We start from the raw sequence: 19,427 nt of genomic DNA on the forward strand, positions 1-19,427 counted from the left end.
CTTGCGGCGCTCAATGGTAGCCCTCACCCACGCGAACCTTGCCGCGGAAGACCCAATAGGACCAGGCGGTATAGGTCAGTATGATCGGCACCACGAACAGCACCCCGATCAGGATGAAGAACTGGGATTCCGGCGCGGACGCGGCATCCCAGAGCGTGTAATCCGGCGGAATGACGTATGGCCAGCGGCTGACCAGCAGTCCCAGATAGGTAAAAATGAACAGGCCCAGCGTGAGCAGGAACGCCAGCCCTTCACGCCGGCGTCGGGTCGCCGCGTAAATCCCCACGGCACACAGCAGCGCGGCGAAAGGGAGCAGCCAGATCACTTGCAGGTGATCGAACCAGCGCTCGAACACGCCCGGATCGATCCACGGCGTCCATAAACTGACGACGACGAATACCGCCAACACGGCGACCAGTAGCTTAGGAATCAAGCCCCGCGCCCATTCGCGCACATGACCTTCCGATTTCAGTACCAGCCAAGTGGCGCCCAGCAAGGAATAACCCACGACCAACCCGATGCCGGTGAGGACAGAAAACGGGGTCAGCCAGTCGAATGCGCCGCCGGTATAGACGCGATCAGCGGTCTCGAAACCCTGGATATAGGCACCCACCACGCAGCCCTGCGCAAATGCCGCGACGAACGAGCCACCAGCGAAGGCGGCATTCCACCAGCCGCGCGTTCGCTTGGACTTGAAGCGAAACTCGAACGCCACCCCGCGGAAGATCAATCCTGCCAGCATCAGAAATACCCCCAGATAGAGCGCCGGCAGCAGGATGGTATAGACCAACGGGAAAGCCGCGATGAGTCCGGCACCGCCCAGCACCAGCCACGTTTCGTTGCCGTCCCACACCGGTGCGACGGAGTTCATCATTACGTCGCGGGCGTCCTCGTCCGGGGCGAACGGAAACAGAATCCCCAACCCCAGGTCGAATCCGTCCATCAGTACATACATGATCACGCCGAAGGCGATGATGACGGCCCAGATCAGCGACAGATCGTACATTTCCATGGGCTTAACTCCTGGATGAAGCGGTGGTGACATCGAACGGCACGTGGGTGGCGGACAGCGGTCGCATGGGGCGATCGGAGTCGTGGACCTCCTCGCCCTCGCCGAGTGCATCCAAACCCTGACGCACGACCTTGAACAAGTAGTAGACGCCGGCCCAGAAGATCACCGCGTAAACCGCGACGTAGCCGATGAGGGTCGCCAGCACCATGCCCCCGGTCAGCGAAGGCGTTACCGCATCGGCGTAGGAGAGCACGCCATAGACCAACCACGGCGAGCGACCGATTTCGGTCACGAACCAGCCCGCAGTGACCGCCAGGAAAGGCGAGATGCTCATGATCTGCAACACGTGCAGGAACCAACGCCGGGTGTATAGCTTTCCACCGCGACGCAGGACCAGTCCGGTCACGGCGCAAGCAATCATCAGCAACCCCAGTGCGACCATCACGCGGAAACTGTAGAAAACGATCCACACTGGCTGCTGCTGTTCGACGGGGATCTCCTTGAGTCCCGGCACCACGCCGTCGACATCGTGACGCAGGATCAGACTCGCGCCGTTGGGGATACCGATCTCGACACGATTGGCCTGAAGATCGCGATCCGGCAGCGCAAACAGCAGCAACGGTACGTTGGACTGGGTCTCCCAGTTACCTTCCATGGCCGCGATTTTCATCGGCTGGTGTTCCAACGTATTGAGACCGTGCTCGTCGCCCACGAAAGCCTGCAGCGGCGCCAGAATCAGGAGTAGCCACATGGTCATGGAGAGCGCTCGTTTGTGCGCTTCCACATCACGCCGCCGCAGCAGGAACCAGGCACTGACGCCGCAAACCACGAAGCCTCCCGTCAGAAACGCCGCCAGCGCCATGTGTGCGAAGCGATACGGGAAGGACGGGTTGAAAATGGCTTCCACCCAGGACGTGACATGCACCACCCCCTCGCGGATTTCATAGCCCTGTGGCGTCTGCATCCAGCTGTTGGTCGCCAGAATCCAGAATGCCGAGATAAAGGTGCCTATCGCGACCATCAGCGCAGCGAAAAAATGCACCGATGGCGAAACACGATGGCGCCCGAACAACAGCACGCCGAGGAAGCCCGCCTCGAGGAAGAACGCAGTGATAACCTCGTAACTCAACATGGGTCCGATGAAGTTCGAGGCGAATTGAGAGAAATTGCTCCAGTTGGTGCCGAACTGGAATGCCATGACGATGCCGGAAACGACGCCCATGCCAAATACGACGGCAAAGATCTTGGTCCAGAAAAGCCCCAGACGGTCCCATACCGTATTGCCCGTGGCGACGAATAGCCCCTGTAGCAAGGCTACGTAGGACGCCAACCCGATCGTGAAAACCGGGAAGATGGCATGGAAGGTGACCACGAAAGCGAACTGCAATCGTGATAGCAGGATCGGATCTAATGCCATGGCTAACTCCTCGCAAGCGTTCAGGGCAGCGGTTCCCTCATGCCCCGACGGCAGATGTTTCCTCGTTATGTGCCCGTCGATGGCCGTTGCAGCCACCGACATCCGATATCATAGGGAACGCGCTACTGTCGGCCGCCGTGTCCCAATGTCGCACTCAAAAGTCGAGCGCTATTTTTCTCACCTCTAGACACCCTAGGCAATAGTATCGAAAGTCGCCAATGACGCGGGTTTTAGACAGGTTTACAGGCCTTTTAAAAAGCTTCTTCGGCGCACAGGGGCATTCATACCTGCGACAATTTGCCAGCCTCAGCCAGGCTCCAATCTGTGTATTTCCCTCTTCCTGTTCCAAGATGTCCTCGTCAGCAAGGCTTTGGCCAAATAGTCATACAAAGCCAAATCGCGTAAGGTCCTAATGGCTACCACGCTATGGGCTTACCCGATAACCCCTTTTCACGAGGCACTAAGTGACCGACCCTGCCACTTCGGCGCCGAAATCCACGTCCGAGTCCACGCCGGCAACGCAAGCCACGTCGGCGTCCGCAGTTCCTGCGCTATGGATGCTGGTACTGATCACGCTGGCCGGCACGCTGGCCATGCATATTTTCGTCCCCGCGCTGCCTATTGCAGGCGAATCCCTGCATGCCGACAACGCCGAAATGCAGTTGACGATCAGTCTCTACATCCTCGGTCTGGCCATCGGCCAGTTGTTCTACGGGCCACTTTCGGATGCGCTGGGACGACGCCCGGCATTGATGCTGGGAATGGCGATCTATAGCGTCGCGGGCGTGGTGGCATGGCAGGCGCAAAGTGTCGAGATGCTGATCACGGCAAGGTTCTTTCAGGCGTTCGGGGGCTGCGCGGGGCTAGCGCTCGGACGCGCCATGATTCGTGATACGGCAGCGCCGGATCGCGCAGTACAGCGTCTGGCGGTTCTCAATCTGGTCGTTGCCATCGGCCCGGCCATGGCCCCGCTGATCGGGACTCTGCTGACAGCCACGTTGGGCTGGCGCACGGTGCTGCTGACGCTCTGCCTGATGGGCGTGGGAAACCTCCTGTTCGTGTGGCGACTGATGCCGGAAACCGCACAGGCCACCGGCCGTGTCAATGTTCCCCGTCTGGCGCATGAATACGGCACGCTAGTGCGCTCCCCCGCTTTCATCGGCTACGCGATCGGCGGCGGCTGCGTCACCACGGCGATGTTCGCCTTCGTCGCCTCGGCCCCGTTCATCTTCGTCGAACAGTTGGGCAAACCGGTCAGCCACGTCGCGTTTTATCTCTCGGCGCTGATCCTGAGCATTTCGTTGGGCAACCTGGTGACCAATCGCACCATCCACCGTATCGGCATGGTCCGGCTGATGCTCTCGGCGAGCCTATTGAGTCTGACCGGCGGGATCTCGATGCTGGTCATCGTGCTGTGCGGCTGGGCTTCCGTGGTCACCCTCGAGGCGTCAGTACTGCTGTTTACGTTCGGCGTGGGCATGACTGGGCCGACGGCGCTCACCCTCGCGGTCGGTATCAATCCCAAGGTCGTGGGCTCGGCGGCAGGACTTTACGGATTTGCCCAGATGGCGATCGGCGCGATATGTACCGCTCTAGCCGGTCTGGGCGACAATCCGGCCCTGGCGACGGCCATCGTACTGGCTACGGCTGCCGTCATCGGCCAGATTGCATTGCGAACGGCGCTGCATTTCGACCTCAAGGGTTCCGACTGTCAGACGGCCTCCAGCGTCCGGTGAAGCTCATAGGACGACACCCATTACCAACCAGGTCGTATAGCCAATGAAACTGGCCAGCAGCACTCCTCCTTCCAGCCGATTGATGCGGCCCTGCCCCTTGATACCGATACCAAATACCAGCAGCGCCATGGTCAGCGCGGCCATCACTGGCCAATCCCGAACCACAACAGCCGGGTCGACCTCGATAGGGTGAATAACGCCGGCGAGCCCGACTACCGCCAGCGTATTGAACAGGTTGGAGCCGACCACGTTGCCCAGCACCAGATCGTGTTGATTCTTGCGCACTGCACTGATGGAAGAGGCCAGCTCCGGTAACGACGTACCGATGGCAACCACGGTCAACCCAATCACCAGGTCGCTGACGCCAAAGGCTTCGGCAATCGTTACCGCGCCCCAGACCAGAAAGCGCGAGCTGACGATCAGCAGAACCAACCCGATCAAGGTCCAGATGACGCCTCGCTTGAGCGACATGGATTGCGCCACGGCCTCCGATTCCATGTCGGTCTTTAGCGCATCCTTATCCGGACGCTGCGAACGCCAGATGCTGTAACCCAGAAACCCGAACAACAGCATTAGCAGGACGATCGCATCGCTTCGGGAAATGACGCCATCGTGAAGGCACCACAGTGAAATCAGTGTCATCACGCCGAGCACGGGAAGTTCCTGACGAATGACCTGGGAATGCACGGCCAATGGGCTGATCAATGCCACTACACCCACAATCAAGGCGATATTGGTGATGTTCGAGCCATAGGCATTACCCAGCGCCACGCCTGGATTGCCCTGAACGGCCGCCAGCGCCGAGACCGTCAGCTCGGGAGCGGAAGTTCCGAAACCGATCACCAACATACCGATCAACAGCGGTGGCAGTCCCAGATGACGAGCGGTGGCTGCAGCGCCATCCACGAAACGATCGGCACTCCAGACGAGTACGACAAGACCAAGCACAATGGCCGCTAACGCCATCCACACGTTAGGATCTCCTTAGGTTCACTACGAAGGTTGACTTGAGGGCTTGCCAGCCTGACATCACCATGCCGGCCACCTGTCATCACGAACAGGCTAACCGAAGAAAGTGTTTCTCGCGGCATTAGCTGAAAGGATCATCGAAAAAGCGGATTGTACTTCTTCGGCAAAGGTCTCTTCACCTACTATAGTGTCCTACCATGGCGTCTACCGTAGTTTGCAAGCGGCTGAACTATCGGGCATTTCCGCGACAATGAAGGCTTGGAAGGTCTCAGCGCTCCGGTGATTTCAACACTAAACATGCAGGAGTGTATGTTAGCGTGTAACCTGAGCGATACAGACTGCGTCATTCCCTACGACCCCGTCCTGCACTAGGTACTGATTTGGCACCAGGCATGAATGATAATGGCACCGAGAAGGCGACTTTCCTGACGCCCAGGCGCACGCGACGCCGTCTTCGCGCCTGCCATGAATGTGACCTGCTGGTCGCGCTACCGCCCTTGCGACCCGGCCAACGTGCCAGTTGCCCGCGCTGCGACCACACTTTGAGCCATCGTCACTTTCGGCCGGCCGAACGCAGCCTCGCTTTTGCGATCAGCGCATTGATCGCTCTGTTGGCGGCGCTCTCCTTTCCGTTCATCAGTTTCGAGTCACGCGGTGTCAGCAACACCATCCAATTGACGGATACTTCGGCCAGCCTGGTAGCGCTGCACGAACCCTTCGTCGGCATTCTGGTGCTGCTGACCATCATCGTGCTACCCGTCTTTTATCTGCTGGCCGTCATCTGGCTGCACTTCGGTTTACTGCAACGCAGGCCACTGCCTCGAAGCTATCGTATCGCTCGGGCGCTTTCACACCTGGGGCCATGGATGATGGCCGATGTCTTTGTCGTCGGTGCGCTAGTCAGCCTGATCAAGATCGCAGGCATGGCGTCAGTCGATCTGGGGCCTTCGTTCTGGTCCTTCTGCGTCTATGCACTACTGTTGCTGCTGACTACGCGTTCGATCGACTCCGACTGGATGTGGTTCTCACTGGCAGGAGAGCCGCTGGCGCCGGAGGGCTGTCGTCCCGGCCAGCCGGCCGCCGAGCAGGCTCTTACCGGCTGTTCGACTTGCGGCCTGGTCACTCGGCTCAACCACTTCGGACGCGGTCGCTGCCAACGCTGTGGCGAGCCGCTACGCTTTCGTAGTCCGCATAGCCTGCAGAAGACGTGGGCGCTGCTGATCGCAGCGACGGTGTGCTATATACCTGCCAATCTCTATCCGATCATGACCACGACCTCGCTAGGTGACTCCACTCCCTCGACTATCGTCGGCGGCGTGCTGATCTTCCTCGGCCACGGCGACTGGCCCATCGCCCTGATCATCTTTACCGCCAGCGTCGTGGTGCCGATCGGCAAGGTGCTTGCCCTGGCTTGGCTGTGCATCACGGTCAAGCGCAGCGGCGAGCCCCGGTTCAAGCACAAGCGCCAGACACTCTATCGAATCACCGAGCTGATCGGCCGCTGGTCGATGATCGATGTCTTCGTGGTCGCCATCCTGGTCTCGTTGGTGCATGCCGGCTCGTTGCTGTCGATCACACCAGGGCCGGCAGCGCTGGCGTTTTCCGCAGTCGTGGTCATCACCATGCTCGCCGCCAACAGCTTCGATCCTCGCTTGATCTGGGACGCGCGCAACATGCAGCCTCACATGCCCGCCGCGCTCAAGCGACAATCCCCCTATTCGCCTGTCAAGGAAGCCGACGATGCCTGATTCGATGCAACGCGCCAAACGAGTGTCGCAGTCGCGGCTTTCACCGATCTGGATAGTGCCCCTGTTGGCCGCGCTGATCGGCGCCTGGATGGTCTGGGACAATATCTCCAGCCGTGGGCCGTTGATTACCTTGAATATGGATAACGCCGAAGGCATCGAGGCCGGCAAGACGCTGATCAAGACACGTAACGTCCAAGTCGGACACGTGGAAGCCGTGCGGCTATCTGACGATCTGTCGCACACCGTGGTTACGGCCCGCATGTCCAACGATGCGGGACGAATGCTCAACACCGAGACACGTTTTTGGGTAGTCAAGCCGCGTATCGGCCGCGAGGGAATCAGCGGCCTGAACACCGTTCTCTCGGGCGCATACATCCAGCTTGCGCCAGGCAAGAGTGACGAGGCTCAGGATAGCTTCGATGTACTGGAACAACCGCCGGTCGCCCCGCCCGACGCACCGGGCCTGCGTATCAACCTGGTCAGCCAGGTAGGTAATTCGCTCAGCGCAGGTGACCCGATCACGTATCAGGGTTACACGGTCGGCCGCGTCGAGAGCACCGATTTCGACCCCGAAAAACGTGAGATGCGCCATCGCATCTTTATCCAGGCGCCCTACGATAGCCTGGTCACCGATACCACTCGCTTCTGGAGCTCTTCGGGCATCGACGTTCAGCTCGATTCCGAAGGCGTCAACGTCAACCTGGATTCGTTCGAGACGCTGATCAGTGGTGGCGTTACCTTTGGCGTGCCGGAAGACGTCAACCGTGGCGATGCCGCCAAGCAGGACGCAACCTATACGCTCTACAACAACGAAGAGAGCGCGCGCGAAGGTACCTACGATCAGTACATCGAATATGCGCTGCTGGTGGATGACACGGTGCGCGGTCTCAGTCGCGGGGCACCGGTGGAATACCGCGGCGTTCGGGTAGGTACCGTGGTCAGCGTGCCCTGGCACTTCACTGCCCCCCAGCCCGACTCGTTGACGCAGTTTGCGATCCCGGTGCTGATCCGGATCGAGCCGCAGCGCCTGGACAGTAATCAGGACGTCAATGACGATGTCGACGACCAGGAGGTGCGTGATCGCTTCGAGACCATGTTTTCGGAGTACGGCCTGCGCGCCACGCTCAAGGCGGGCAACCTGCTGACGGGAGCGCTGTTCGTCGATCTCAACTTCAACGAGGATGCCCCTGCCTACGAAGCGATGAAGTTCGATGGCAAACCGGTATTCCCGACCGTTTCCGGCGGCTTTGCACAGATCGAACAGAAGGTCTCGAATCTGCTCGACAAGCTCAATGACTTGAAGGTCGAGCCCATTCTCGACCGCTTGGACCAGACCATGCAGACCTCGCAACAGACGCTCGAGCAGGTTCGTCAGATCGCCGAGTCGGTCAACGGCATCGTCTCCGATCCTGCCACTCAGCAGCTGCCGGGAAACATCAACGATACGCTGAAGGAACTGCAGGGTACGCTGAACGGCTTCTCGTCCGGCTCTTCCGGTTATCGTCAGTTGAATGACACGCTCAAGCAGCTGGAGACACTGATGAGGGATCTACAGCCGGTAGCCAAAACCCTGAGCGAGAAGCCTAACGCGCTGATTTTCGACCGCGAAGTTCAAACCGACCCAGTGCCGAGGGCCCCCCAATGATGACGACCTCTCTGATTCGCTGTCGCCGATTCGGCGCTACTGCCCTGTTGATCCTGTCCGCCGTTGCGATGGCGGGCTGTGCCGCGCAATCGACGCCGACGAATCGCTTCACCCTGCCAGAGGCCAATGACCCGCATTCGTCGGTGGCGTCAGAAGCGAGATCAAAACCGTCGGCTCGACAATTGGCCGTGAGCCCGGTCGAGGTCGCCAGTTATCTCGATCAGGAAGGAATCGTGATGCAGACCAGCGATATCGAGCTCGCTGCGGCCAACCAGAATTTGTGGGCCGAAGCTCTGAGTCACCAGTTGACGCGGCGTTTGCGCCAGTCGCTGGCGAACGATCTGCCCGGCGTGACTGTGCTGAGCTCGGCGCAGAGCGGTCCTGATGCGCAGCGGCTGACGCTGAGCGTGGATCAGTTCCAGGGACGCTACGACGGTCAGGCCGTGGCCTCGGGGGAGTGGCAGTTGCATGACGGCCGCCACCTGCTGGCCCAGAAGCACTTCGACATCACGCAACCCTTGAGTGACGACGGCTATCCAGCACTGGTGCGCAGCCTGGGAGCCGTATGGGAAACGGTGGCGAAACAGGTGGCCGAGGAAATCCGAACATCTGCAATGACGCCGGCAGCCACTAAATAGCGGGGTTCCAGAAGGGCTTCGAGAATTCAGCCGGCTTTCAAGGATTCAGCCGGCTTCGCAGACGTGCTACCGCCTGGCTGTGAAGTTGGCAGACACGGGATTCACTGACCCCGAGCACGGCGCCAATTTCCTTGAGATTGAGCTCTTCCTGATAATAAAGTCCGAGCAGCAGTTTCTCGCGCTCCGGCAGGGCATCGATTGCCGCCATCACATTGGCGCGATTGTCCGCATCGAGAAGTGACGCAAGCGGTGACGGCGTGCTGGTTTCAGCGACCGATGCGACACCATTTTCAGTTTCGCTCTCGTCATAAGCCAACAGAAAACCGTTATTGGAATCCGTCAGCAGCCGATGGTACTCGTCACTCGAGATACCCATCTCACGCGCGATTTCCCGTTCATCCGGCGCCCTGCCCAACTGCTGCTCCAGCCGACGCACGGCCTGGTCCAGTGCCCGTGCGCTTCGCCGCACGCTGCGTGGCATCCAGTCCCGGCTACGTAGCTCATCGATCATCGCTCCCCGAATCCGCTGATTGGCATAGGTCGAGAAGCTGGCGCCATGCGAGTCGTCATAGCGCCCCAGGGCATCCAGCAAACCTAGCATACCGGCCTGGATGAGATCATCGAGCTCCACGCTGGCAGGTAGGCGCACCTGGAGGGAAAGCGCATGGCGCCTTACCATCGGCATGTACTGCTCAATCAATGCCGTCTGATTGATTTTGCCCTGTGCGGTATACATCGAATGGCCTCGTGCAAAACACCTACGGTCATGGAACGCATGACTCAGATCTTCATTATGCCGTGTGAACGCCGATCCGAGACTGCAAACTGCCCGTCTTCCGGCGGCTATTTCAACTGTTTGAACGGCGCTTTACTGCCATTTCCACTGTCCATAGTTCGGCGAAAATAGCCCCGCGCATATAGCCCGGTGCATATAGCTCGGCTCATTTGGCTCCGCGACTATTTTACTGACGATAGTCGACGATCAATTGAACGTCGGATATCACCCGCCTGTCGCCGCGATGTTCACCGGGCGGCCACTGAAACCGCAGTCGAAATGGACCAGCCGCGGAGCGACCCGAAAAACGCTGGGTCTCGCCATGATTTCGAGCCAACGATTGGCACAACTGCGCCTGACACAGCCAAATCCTGAGCCCTGGTGCCGGCGCGCTGATCCGGAACGCCCAGCGAACTCGCATGATTTCAGCATCGCCCATCGAGGCCAGCGGCTGTGTCGGCTCACTTTCCAAGGGTCGCTCCGAGACGACCACCGTCTGACGCGGGATTGTTCCCACCCATGAACCCTGGGCCGCCCAAGCCGGCGCCCCCCATCCGACAAAGAGTGCGGCAATCAGTGCCAGGACGATGAAAGGGAAAGCATTGAAGGTAGAGATCGTGATCGGCGAGACGGGAAAAGGTAAAAAAGTGAAGGGCCAGGTCGTGAACCGCTTACCGACGCAGCGCAAACGGCTGCAGCCCCTTCTGACGAGAGAGCTCGATGCTGCCGTTTGAGCGCTCGAAGGCGAAGCTGGAACACGCCGCCCGATCACGACGCGGTACCGATGGTCGTGGTGACTCGCAGATTGCGATCATCGGGAATTTCAGCTTGAGAAAGCACCACCAGTGACTTGATCTGGCGGCGCAGAAAACGCGCCAGTAATGCCCGTAATCCATGCTGCACGACCAGTACGGTGGGTTCGTCACGACTCTGTTGACGCTCCACCGCCGCCGCGGTCTGCTGCACCAGTGTGTTCGCCAGCCCGGGTTCGAGTGCGCCGCCGTTGTTGAGCGCCTGGGTGAGCACCTGCTCCAGCCTGGGTTCGAGGCTCATTACATGCATCGGCTCGCGCCCCGGGAACCACTGCTGCGTTATCGCTCGACCCAACGCCACGCGCACCAAGGCAGTGAGTTCATTGGCATCCGACTGCTGCGGGGCGTATTCCGCCAGAACATCGAGAATCGTGTGCATGTCGCGGATCGGCACGTCCTCGGCCAGCAGATTCTGGAGAATACGCTGTAGCGAGGTCAGCGGCAGCAGCTTGGGCACCACGTCTTCTACCAGCGATTTCTGATGTTCGGCGACCTTGTCCAGCAGCTGTTGTACCTCGGCGCGGCCCAGCATGTCGCCGGCGTTTTCGTGCAGCAGATGGTTGAGATGGGTCGCAACCACGGTGCTGGCATCGACGACGGTGTAGCCATAGATCTGCGCACGCTCCCGCTGCGCCGTATCGATCCAGTAGGCGGTCAGACCGAACGCCGGGTCCTGGGTTTTGGTGCCGTCGATAGCCCCCGAAACCTGGCCCGGATCGATCGCCAGCCACTTGCCCGGAAATGCCTCGGCACGGCCGACTTCGACGCCTTTCAAAGTGATCACGTAAGCGTTGGGGCTCAGTTCGAGATTGTCGCGGATATGCACCACCGACGGCAGAAAGCCGACGTCCTGGGCGAACTTCTTGCGAACGCTCTTGATCCGTCCCAGCAACTCACCCTTTTGACGCTGATCTACCAAGGGGATAAGACGGTGCCCAACCTCTAGCCCCAGCGTATCGACCAGTTGTACATCGTCCCAGCTCGCCTCCGGAGTCTCCTGCACGGTCGGCGGTGCCTTCTCCTCCACCGCGCGGACGGCCTGCTCCTGTTCGCGCCGAGATGTCCACCAGCCTAGCCCCGCCAGAATGACGGCAAACAGCAGAAACACCACGTTGGGCATGCCCGGTATCATGCCGAGCAGCCCCATCACGCCCGCGGCAAGATACATGACGCGCGGGTTGTTGAAGAGCTGACTCAGCAGCTGCTGGCCGACGTCCTGATCGGTGTTGACCCGCGACACCGTGACCCCGGCAGCCGTCGAAATCACCAGCGCCGGAATCTGTGCGACCAAGCCGTCTCCGACCGTCAGCAAGGTATAAGTTTTCACCGCCTCGCCAAACGGCAGACCGTGTTGAGCGACACCGATTATCAAACCGCCGATAAGGTTGATCACCATGATCAACAACCCGGCCATCGCATCGCCGCGAACAAACTTGCTGGCACCGTCCATGGAGCCATAGAACTCTGACTCCTGATTGATCTCTGTGCGGCGGCGGCGAGCATCTTCCTCACCAATCAGGCCAGCATTGAGGTCGGCGTCGATCGCCATCTGCTTGCCCGGCATGGAATCCAGGGTGAAACGTGCGCCCACTTCGGCGATTCGTCCGGCGCCCTTGGTGATGACCATGAAGTTGATGACGACAAGAATCAGGAATACCACCAGGCCCACGGCGAAGTTGCCACCGATCAAAAACTCGCCGAACGCTTCGATCACCTTGCCGGCAGCGTCACCGCCCTGGTGCCCTTCCATCAGCACAACACGTGTAGACGCTACGTTCAGCGACAGTCTCAACAGGGTCGAGAACAGCAGCACCGCCGGAAACGCCGCAAAATCGAGCGGCTTCTCGGTGAACATGCTGACCAGCAGCACCATGATCGACAGCGCAATATTGAAAGTGAAGAACAGATCGAGCGCGAATGGCGGCAGCGGCAAGATCATCATCGACAGAATCATGATGATCAGGACTGGGCCAGCGAGCACCTTGTATTGCGTTTCGCCCGGCCATTTGCGCTGACCGAACCACTGAGTGAGCGCGTTCATTCACTCTCCTTGGATGAATCTGGTGCGGTATCGTCGAACGCCGACGGCACGGAAAGATCCCGTGGCGTCGGCGGCATGTCACCGCCTTCGTTTTCTACCTGCTTGAGCCGGAACGCCCAAGCCAGGACTTCGGCCACCGCGGTGTAGAGATCGCCTGGAATTTCCTGCTCCAGATCGACATGATGGTAGAGCGCGCGCGCCAACGGCGGTGCTTCCAAGCGCGGCACGCGGTTATCATCGCCAAGCTCCCGGATTCTGGCGGCGACCTGATCGGCCCCCTTGGCAATGACCGTCGGTGCCGCCATCGAGTCCTGCTGGTAACTCAGGGCCACCGCGTAATGGGTCGGGTTAGTGACGATCACGTCAGCGGTCGGCACTTTACTCATCATTCGCCGTCTGGCCATCGCCTGCTGCTGAGAGCGAATACGCCCTTTCACGTGCGGATCGCCTTCCGACTCCTTGTGCTCCTGGCGGATGTCTTCGCGACTCATGCGAAGCTTCTTGTTGTGGCTCCAGATCTGATATGGCACGTCGATCAGAATGACGAAGATCATCGAGGTCACGATCAGCGCACATCCGATCGCCGCCAGGCGCATCGCCGTGGCCAGGGCTTGCTGAATCGGCATTTCCATCAGGCCGAGCAGCGTACCGCGCTGCGCCCATAGATAGACCACGGCTACGCCCCCCACCAGTACCGATTTAGCGATGGCCTTACCCAGCTCCGCCAGCGCCTGGCTAGAGAACATCCGCTTCAAACCCTTGAACGGATTGAGCTTACTCAACTGGGGTTGAAGCGATTTAGCCGATAACAGCCAGCCACCCAGCATCGTCGGCCCCAAAATCGCGGCAACCGTAAACAGCAGGAACAACGGCAATAGCGCGAACAGGGTATTCTGCCCCAGCAGCCAGACATGGCTCAGCATGCGGGAGGTGTCGAACGCCAGCCCATGATCGAACAGGAACGCCTGCTCCATGACGACCGATAGCTCGTCATAGAGATTGTTGCCCATGAACCAAAGACCCATGACACCGCTGACTAGCAACAGGAAGGTCGCGAGCTCACGTGAGCGTGCCACCTGTCCCTCCTCACGCGCTTTTTCAATTCGCCTGGGCGTCGCCGGTTCGGTCTTTTCCTGATCACTATCGTTTTGCTCGGCCAAGCGCGCGCTCCACCACAATCATCGCCAACAGCGCCGCCTCTCTGGGCGACATTAAACCGTGGGCGCTATTCTGCTGGGATAGAGGTCTTGGCAAAGGGAGAAATAGCAGGAGGAAGACCCTGCTATTTCGGGGGGTAGGATGCGCACAAACGCGCGTGAGCCAGAGTCGTCGTTATCAGAACCCTAGACTATCGAGCAGATCATCGACCTGATCCTGGTTGCTGACGACATCAGTGGCCTGCGGATTGATCTGCGGTCCATTGAGCAACGAGTTGGGCTGCGCGGACGCTAGATTCAGCTGTTCCCGACGTTCGGCACCCTCCGGCGCATTGTCGATCAATACCTGAACCAGCTGCTGCTCTATCTCGTGGATCACTTCCATCATCTTCTTGATGACCTGACCGGTGAGATCCTGAAAATCCTGAGCCATCATGATCTCGAGCAGTTGCGCGTTGGTGGCGCTGGTCTGCTTGGGCACGTCCTGAAGATAGGCGCGAGTATCCTTGACCAGCGTCTTGGCCTCATCCAGCGCCTTGGGCTCGGCAAACCACGAATCCCAACGCTTGTCGAGGGAGATCGCATCGCGCTCGAGTGCATTCTGCAACGGCTGGGCGTGGTCGATGGCGTTCAGAGCGCGTTCTGCCGCCTGCTCAGTCATGGACGCGACGTAGCTGAGCCGGTCGCGGGCATCGGGAATCGCCTGCGCCGCCTTCTCCACTTCCTTATCGAGGCCCAGCTCGCGCATGTTCTCGCGCAGCATGCGTGTCAAATGGCCGATCCGTCGAATCAGGTCGTCGGGAGCCACACTTTCCGCCACGCTGGCCTGAGGGTTGGCAACACTCATGATCTACCCTCCTAAGGCGTTACTTGCCCAATTTTTCGAAAATTTTGTTGAGCTTTTCTTCGAGCGTGGCAGCGGTGAACGGTTTGACCACATACCCGTTGGCCCCTGCCTGGGCAGCCGCGATGATATTCTCTTTCTTGGCCTCAGCCGTTACCATCAGCACCGGTAGCGAAGAGAGCTTGGGGTCCTGACGGATCTCCTTGAGCATCTCCAAACCATCGAGATTGGGCATGTTCCAGTCGGAGACCACGAACTCGAACCCACCGGCTCGCAGCTTGGTCAGCGCTTCCTGACCATCTTCGGCCTCTTCAACATTCTCGAACCCGAGCTCCTTGAGCAGGCTGCGGACGATCCGACGCATTGTCGGAAAATCATCCACCACCAAAATGCTCATGTTCTTGTCAGCCATCGTGTTTCCTCTTCGAATCGTTAGGCGGGCATGCCGTGATTATCGGCAGCATGCCCGTTCACTTTATACGTTCGGTCTAAACGCGCTGCGCGCGCCCTGCCACGTGCATCTGCTGCACCAGGTGTCCGGCGATATCGGGAAGCGCAATCACCTCGGTTGCCCCGCCGAGTGCGATCGCCTCCTTGGGCATGCCGAATACCACGCAGCTCGCTTCATCCTGGGCCACGGTATGCGCCCCAGCCTCGCGCATTTTCAATAGACCGGCGGCACCGTCACGGCCCATGCCTGTGAGAATGACACCCAGCGCATTGCGGCCCGCGCAAGTGGCTGCGGACTCAAACAACACATCGACCGAGGGTCGATGGCGGTTCACCGGCGGCCCCTCGTCGAGCGCGATCACGTAATTGGCTCCCGAGCGCGCAAGACGCATGTGCCAGTCGCCAGGCGCGATATACACATGCCCGGGCAACACCCGCTCTCCCGCTTCCGCTTCCTTGACGGTGACACGGCAGAGTCGGTCGAGTCGTTCCGCAAAAGAACGCGTGAAACCTCCCGGCATATGCTGTGTGATCAGGATCGCAGGGCTGTTCGCCGGTAACGGCTCGATGACATGGCGAATCGCTTCGGTCCCCCCCGTCGATGCACCGATGATGATGATCTTTTCGCTGGACAGAATCGGCGCCTTGAGCGTTTGCTGCGGCACCGCCGGCGTCGCCGTTCGAGGCTGTTGACGCGGTTTTGGGCGAGACTGCGCGGCGGCGCGAATTTTGTCGGCGATCAAGCCGGCATATTCCAGCATGCCCTCGCGGATCCCGACTTCCGGCTTGGCCACAAAATCCACCGCTCCAAGCTCCAGCGCCCGCAGCGTGATTTCGGAACCGCGCCGAGTCAGGGAAGAAACCATTAGCACCGGCATCGGACGCAGCCGCATCAACCGCTCAAGAAAATCCAATCCGTCCATTCGCGGCATCTCGACATCCAGCGTCAATACGTCGGGGTTATGCTGCTTGATCAGGTCACGGGCCACCAGCGGATCCGGTGCCGTGGCCACCACGGTCATGTCGGGCTGGGCATCGATGATCTTGGTCATCAAGTCGCGAATGAGCGCCGAGTCATCGACACAGAGCACTTTGATCGTCGGTTTCACCGCTCGCTCCCTAGCGTGAGGCGTCCGGCATCGCCCGAGACGAGGGTGATGCCAATGTATAAACGGTCTGACCTCTCAACCGAAAAGCCTGACTCAAGAAGGAAAAATTCTCCGAGTGCCCGGCAAACAGCAGGCCATCCGGCTTCATCTGGGAAGCAAAACGGCGCAATATTTCCGTCTGCGTCTCTTTATCGAAATAGATCATGACATTGCGACAGAAAATGATGTCGAAGGGGCCATTGATCGACCACGCACCGGTGACCAGATTGAGCTGACGGAAATCGATCATCGCGGCCAGCTCTGGACGCACCCGCGCCTTCCCCGCGCGAGTGCCGCTGCCACGCTGGAAGAATTGCCGGCAGCGACCGTCGCCGAGCTTTTCCACCGACTCCAACGAATAGACACCCGCGCGAGCGGTATTCAATGCCTCGGTATCGATATCGGTCGCCAGGATTTTCACCTGCGATGCCGCGGGCCCCAATGCCTCCCTCACCGTCATCGCCAGGGAATAAGGCTCTTCTCCGGTTGAAGCCCCCGCACACCAGATCTTGATGCCGGTGCCCCGCCGGCGAATTTCCTCTGCCAGCACCGGAAAATGGTGGGCCTCGCGAAAGAACGCCGTCAGGTTGGTGGTCAGCGCGTTGGTAAAAGCTTCCCACTCTTCGGACTCGGCACGCGCCTCCAATCGGTCCAGATAATCACCGAAGCGATTCATGCCATGCAGCCGCAAACGCTTGGCTAGCCGGCTATACACCATCTCGCGCTTGTTCTCCGCCATGACGATACCGGCACGGCGATAGATCAAATCCCGGACACGCTCGAAGTCCCGCGCGTTAAAATCGAGGTCCCGGGTAAAGCGCATGGCATTATCATTGCTGCCATCACTAGGCCCCGGACCGGAGAACATGGCTGCCTCGGGTTTCAAAATGCCTCCCACTCCTCGTTGTCATCCGTCACCGCACGACGGCTGCTCGCGGGCAACGCAGCAGGCTTGTTCGTCGACTGATGCTGATGTGTGGCTACTGGTTCGCGCGGTGTCCTATTCTCGTCAAGGACTACCCGCTCTTCACCGCTACCCGCCAGGCGAAAAACGGCAATGGACGTCGCCAGATGAGTGACGCTGGCGCGCAATTCGGCCGCTGAAGACGCTGTGGTCTGCACGCGTTCGGCGTTCTGTTGTGTTACTTCGTCCATCTGCGCGACCGCTTGGCTGATCTGCTGAATGCCACTGGTCTGCTCTTCGGAGGCGGCGGAAATTTCGCTGATGATGTCGTTGACGCGAGTCACTGCGTTGACGACTTCCTCGATCGACCCTTCGGCTTGACGGACCAGGTCGGCACCGTGACCGACTTCCTGAGTCGAGCTGTCAATGAGGTTGCGAATTTCCTTCGCGGCATCGGCGCTGCGGCTGGCCAGATTGCGGACTTCACCGGCAACCACCGCAAACCCACGGCCCTGCTCGCCGGCTCTGGCCGCCTCGACGGAAGCATTCAACGCCAGGATATTGGTCTGGAACGCGATCGAATCGATGACTCCGACGATATCCGCGACCTTGCGCGAGCTGTCGGTAATGCGCCCCATCGTACCCACGACCTGCCCCATCACTTCACCACTGCGACGTACCGTGTCAGTAGCGCCATCGGCCAACTGACTGGCTTGGCGGGCGTTGTCAGCGTTCTGCTTCACGGTCGCGGTCATCTGCTCCATGCTGCTGGCGGTCTCGGCGAGCGACGCGGCCTGCTGTTCGGTCCGCGAGGAGAGATCCTCATTGCCGCTGGCGATATCCCGCGTCGCAGGAGCCACTACCGCCACGTTCGAGTTGACGTCGCCGACGATCGTGCCCAGGCTCTGACGCATGCTGTTGAGTGCCCCGATCAGCCGCCCCACTTCGTCATTACCACGCTGCTTCAGCGTCGCGCCCAGATTGCCCGAGGCGATCTGCAGCGCGAAGTCCAAGGCTTCACGAACCGGCTTGAGCGTTGCGCGTATGGTCGTCAGGCCCACGATAATCAGCAGGATGGTGCCGGCTCCGAGCAGCGAGATCAGGAAGATCATCGTGATACGCTGGGATTCGGCAGCATTCGCCGCCATGGTGGCCCCACTCTCACGCTTTGCTTCGACCAGCGCATTCAGATCGCTACTGATCTTGTCGCTGTTGGCTTGCAGGACGTCGTTGTACGCCACGTAGGATTGATAGAAGTCCCCTCCATTGAGCGCCTCCATCACCCCCTTCAAACCTTCATCACGGTACTGCTGAAGATCAGTGGCAAAGGTATCAGCCGCCGCAGTTTGATTGACAGGGCGTCCTTGGTAAAAGGCATCCCAGGTACCATTCAGCTCGGCGATGAGTGCATCGACTTGCTCGTTGACCGGTGCCAGATCGGCCGCCATCGGGTTGCTGACCGGCTTGGCGACCAGATCTCGCCCCTTCGACATCAGTTGATCGATTTTCTGGAGTCGCGCCAGGTCTTCCAATCCATTGGTGGTCAGCTGCTGCAGACGCTGACCATCCGCATGCATCGCATACATCGATACGCCGCCGCTACCGGCCAGCACGACCAATGCCAGGACCATCATCGAAATCAGGCGGCCTTTCAGCGAACGTAAGCTGAGACGCCGAATTGCCGGGAACAGTCCCCGTGGTTTCAGCTCGCCATGGTCGAGCTTGACTCCCCGCTTGCGGCCCGCCAACAGCCGTGGGTAGTGTTTTTCCGCCAACTGGCGTGGCTTGTCGGCAACCTTGACTCGCACCGAGGTGTAGCCGGCAACCTTGCCGTCTTCGACAATCGGGGTAACCGTCGATTGGACCCAATAATGCGATCCATCCTTGCGCCGGTTCTTGATCACCCCCGTCCAGTTCTCACCCTTCTCCAACGTCTTCCAGAGATCCGCGAAAGCCGCCGGCGGCATATCCGGATGACGTATGAGGTTGTGAGGGGCGCCAATCAGCTCTTCCCGGCTAAAACCACTAACCTTGACGAAAGCCGGGTTGGCATAGGTAATCCTGCCTTTCAGATCGGTTCGCGAAATGAGGTAATCCGACTCACCTATCGCGAATTCCTGGTCAGTCACAG

At 59.7% G+C, this 19,427-nt stretch carries 17 protein-coding genes; 5 read left to right on the forward strand and 12 right to left on the reverse strand.

The annotated features are described in order from the left end of the window. Positions 1-10 precede the first annotated feature (10 nt). Together cydB and DOM27_RS12105 are read right to left on the reverse strand one after the other, a co-directional pair. Positions 11-1,012 (reverse strand): cytochrome d ubiquinol oxidase subunit II, encoded by a 1,002-nt coding sequence (gene cydB, locus DOM27_RS12100; protein WP_110656215.1) that lies wholly within the window; start codon positions 1,010-1,012, stop codon positions 11-13. A 4-nt stretch (positions 1,013-1,016) separates the two neighbouring features. Beyond that, entirely contained in the window at positions 1,017-2,429 is a 1,413-nt protein-coding gene (locus DOM27_RS12105) for a cytochrome ubiquinol oxidase subunit I (protein ID WP_110656216.1), read from the reverse strand. A 464-nt stretch (positions 2,430-2,893) separates the two neighbouring features. Between DOM27_RS12105 and DOM27_RS12110 the strand changes: the two genes are divergently transcribed. Then, positions 2,894-4,165, forward strand: coding sequence for a multidrug effflux MFS transporter (locus DOM27_RS12110; RefSeq protein WP_223162325.1), 1,272 nt, complete (start codon positions 2,894-2,896; stop codon positions 4,163-4,165). A gap of 3 nt (positions 4,166-4,168) precedes the next feature. On the opposite strand, the gene DOM27_RS12115 is transcribed toward DOM27_RS12110, so the two are convergent. After that, the gene (locus tag DOM27_RS12115; protein WP_223162326.1) at positions 4,169-5,137 is read right to left on the reverse strand and encodes a calcium/sodium antiporter; all 969 of its coding nucleotides are present in this window, start codon (positions 5,135-5,137) and stop codon (positions 4,169-4,171) included. 389 nt (positions 5,138-5,526) lie between these two features. Between DOM27_RS12115 and DOM27_RS12120 the strand changes: the two genes are divergently transcribed. Genes DOM27_RS12120 through DOM27_RS12130 form a run of 3 tightly spaced genes read left to right on the forward strand, consistent with a single transcriptional unit; the run spans position 5,527 to position 9,165 of the window. Then, positions 5,527-6,882, forward strand: coding sequence for a paraquat-inducible protein A (locus tag DOM27_RS12120; protein WP_110656218.1), 1,356 nt, complete (start codon positions 5,527-5,529; stop codon positions 6,880-6,882). Next, positions 6,875-8,527 (forward strand): intermembrane transport protein PqiB, encoded by a 1,653-nt coding sequence (gene pqiB / locus DOM27_RS12125; RefSeq protein ID WP_110656219.1) that lies wholly within the window; start codon positions 6,875-6,877, stop codon positions 8,525-8,527. The genes DOM27_RS12120 and pqiB overlap by 8 nt, the downstream gene beginning before the upstream one ends. Next, entirely contained in the window at positions 8,524-9,165 is a 642-nt protein-coding gene (locus DOM27_RS12130; protein WP_110656220.1) for a PqiC family protein, read from the forward strand. The genes pqiB and DOM27_RS12130 overlap by 4 nt, the downstream gene beginning before the upstream one ends. Positions 9,166-9,202: 37 nt before the next feature. Here the strand turns inward: DOM27_RS12130 and DOM27_RS12135 are convergent, their stop codons facing one another. Then, positions 9,203-9,901 carry an RNA polymerase sigma factor FliA gene (locus tag DOM27_RS12135; RefSeq protein WP_110656221.1) on the reverse strand — a complete coding sequence of 233 codons (699 nt, stop codon included), beginning with the start codon at positions 9,899-9,901 and terminating at the stop codon, positions 9,203-9,205. Positions 9,902-10,127: 226 nt separating this feature from the next. Beyond that, complete coding sequence (locus DOM27_RS18290) at positions 10,128-10,457, reverse strand: flagellar protein FlhE (RefSeq protein ID WP_425353295.1); 330 nt, start codon at positions 10,455-10,457, stop codon at positions 10,128-10,130. A gap of 70 nt (positions 10,458-10,527) precedes the next feature. Between DOM27_RS18290 and DOM27_RS17970 the strand changes: the two genes are divergently transcribed. Continuing rightward, positions 10,528-10,674 (forward strand): hypothetical protein, encoded by a 147-nt coding sequence (locus DOM27_RS17970; protein ID WP_188113715.1) that lies wholly within the window; start codon positions 10,528-10,530, stop codon positions 10,672-10,674. Positions 10,675-10,708: 34 nt separating this feature from the next. Here DOM27_RS17970 and flhA read toward each other — a convergent pair whose 3' ends face one another. From flhA to DOM27_RS18225, 7 genes are all read right to left on the reverse strand, one after another. Beyond that, on the reverse strand, positions 10,709-12,793 hold the full coding sequence (flhA, locus tag DOM27_RS12145; protein WP_110656223.1) for a flagellar biosynthesis protein FlhA: 2,085 nt from the start codon (positions 12,791-12,793) through the stop codon (positions 10,709-10,711). Continuing rightward, positions 12,790-13,953, reverse strand: a complete 1,164-nt coding sequence (flhB, locus tag DOM27_RS12150) for a flagellar biosynthesis protein FlhB (RefSeq protein ID WP_110656224.1) — start codon at positions 13,951-13,953, stop codon at positions 12,790-12,792. The genes flhA and flhB overlap by 4 nt, the downstream gene beginning before the upstream one ends. A gap of 175 nt (positions 13,954-14,128) precedes the next feature. Beyond that, positions 14,129-14,797, reverse strand: coding sequence for a protein phosphatase CheZ (gene cheZ / locus DOM27_RS12155; protein WP_110656225.1), 669 nt, complete (start codon positions 14,795-14,797; stop codon positions 14,129-14,131). 19 nt (positions 14,798-14,816) lie between these two features. Next, a complete protein-coding gene (gene cheY / locus DOM27_RS12160; protein ID WP_071230202.1) occupies positions 14,817-15,206 on the reverse strand; it encodes a chemotaxis response regulator CheY in 390 nt (129 codons plus the stop codon). Positions 15,207-15,282: 76 nt separating this feature from the next. Then, positions 15,283-16,353, reverse strand: a complete 1,071-nt coding sequence (locus DOM27_RS12165; protein ID WP_110656226.1) for a protein-glutamate methylesterase/protein-glutamine glutaminase — start codon at positions 16,351-16,353, stop codon at positions 15,283-15,285. Between the two features lie 10 nt (positions 16,354-16,363). Beyond that, entirely contained in the window at positions 16,364-17,260 is an 897-nt protein-coding gene (locus tag DOM27_RS12170; protein ID WP_110656227.1) for a CheR family methyltransferase, read from the reverse strand. Positions 17,261-17,274: 14 nt separating this feature from the next. Then, positions 17,275-19,425 (reverse strand): methyl-accepting chemotaxis protein, encoded by a 2,151-nt coding sequence (locus tag DOM27_RS18225; protein WP_280952142.1) that lies wholly within the window; start codon positions 19,423-19,425, stop codon positions 17,275-17,277. Positions 19,426-19,427 lie beyond the last annotated feature (2 nt).

Source organism: Salinicola halimionae, from assembly GCF_003206065.1.
Lineage (GTDB): Bacteria > Pseudomonadota > Gammaproteobacteria > Pseudomonadales > Halomonadaceae > Salinicola > Salinicola halimionae.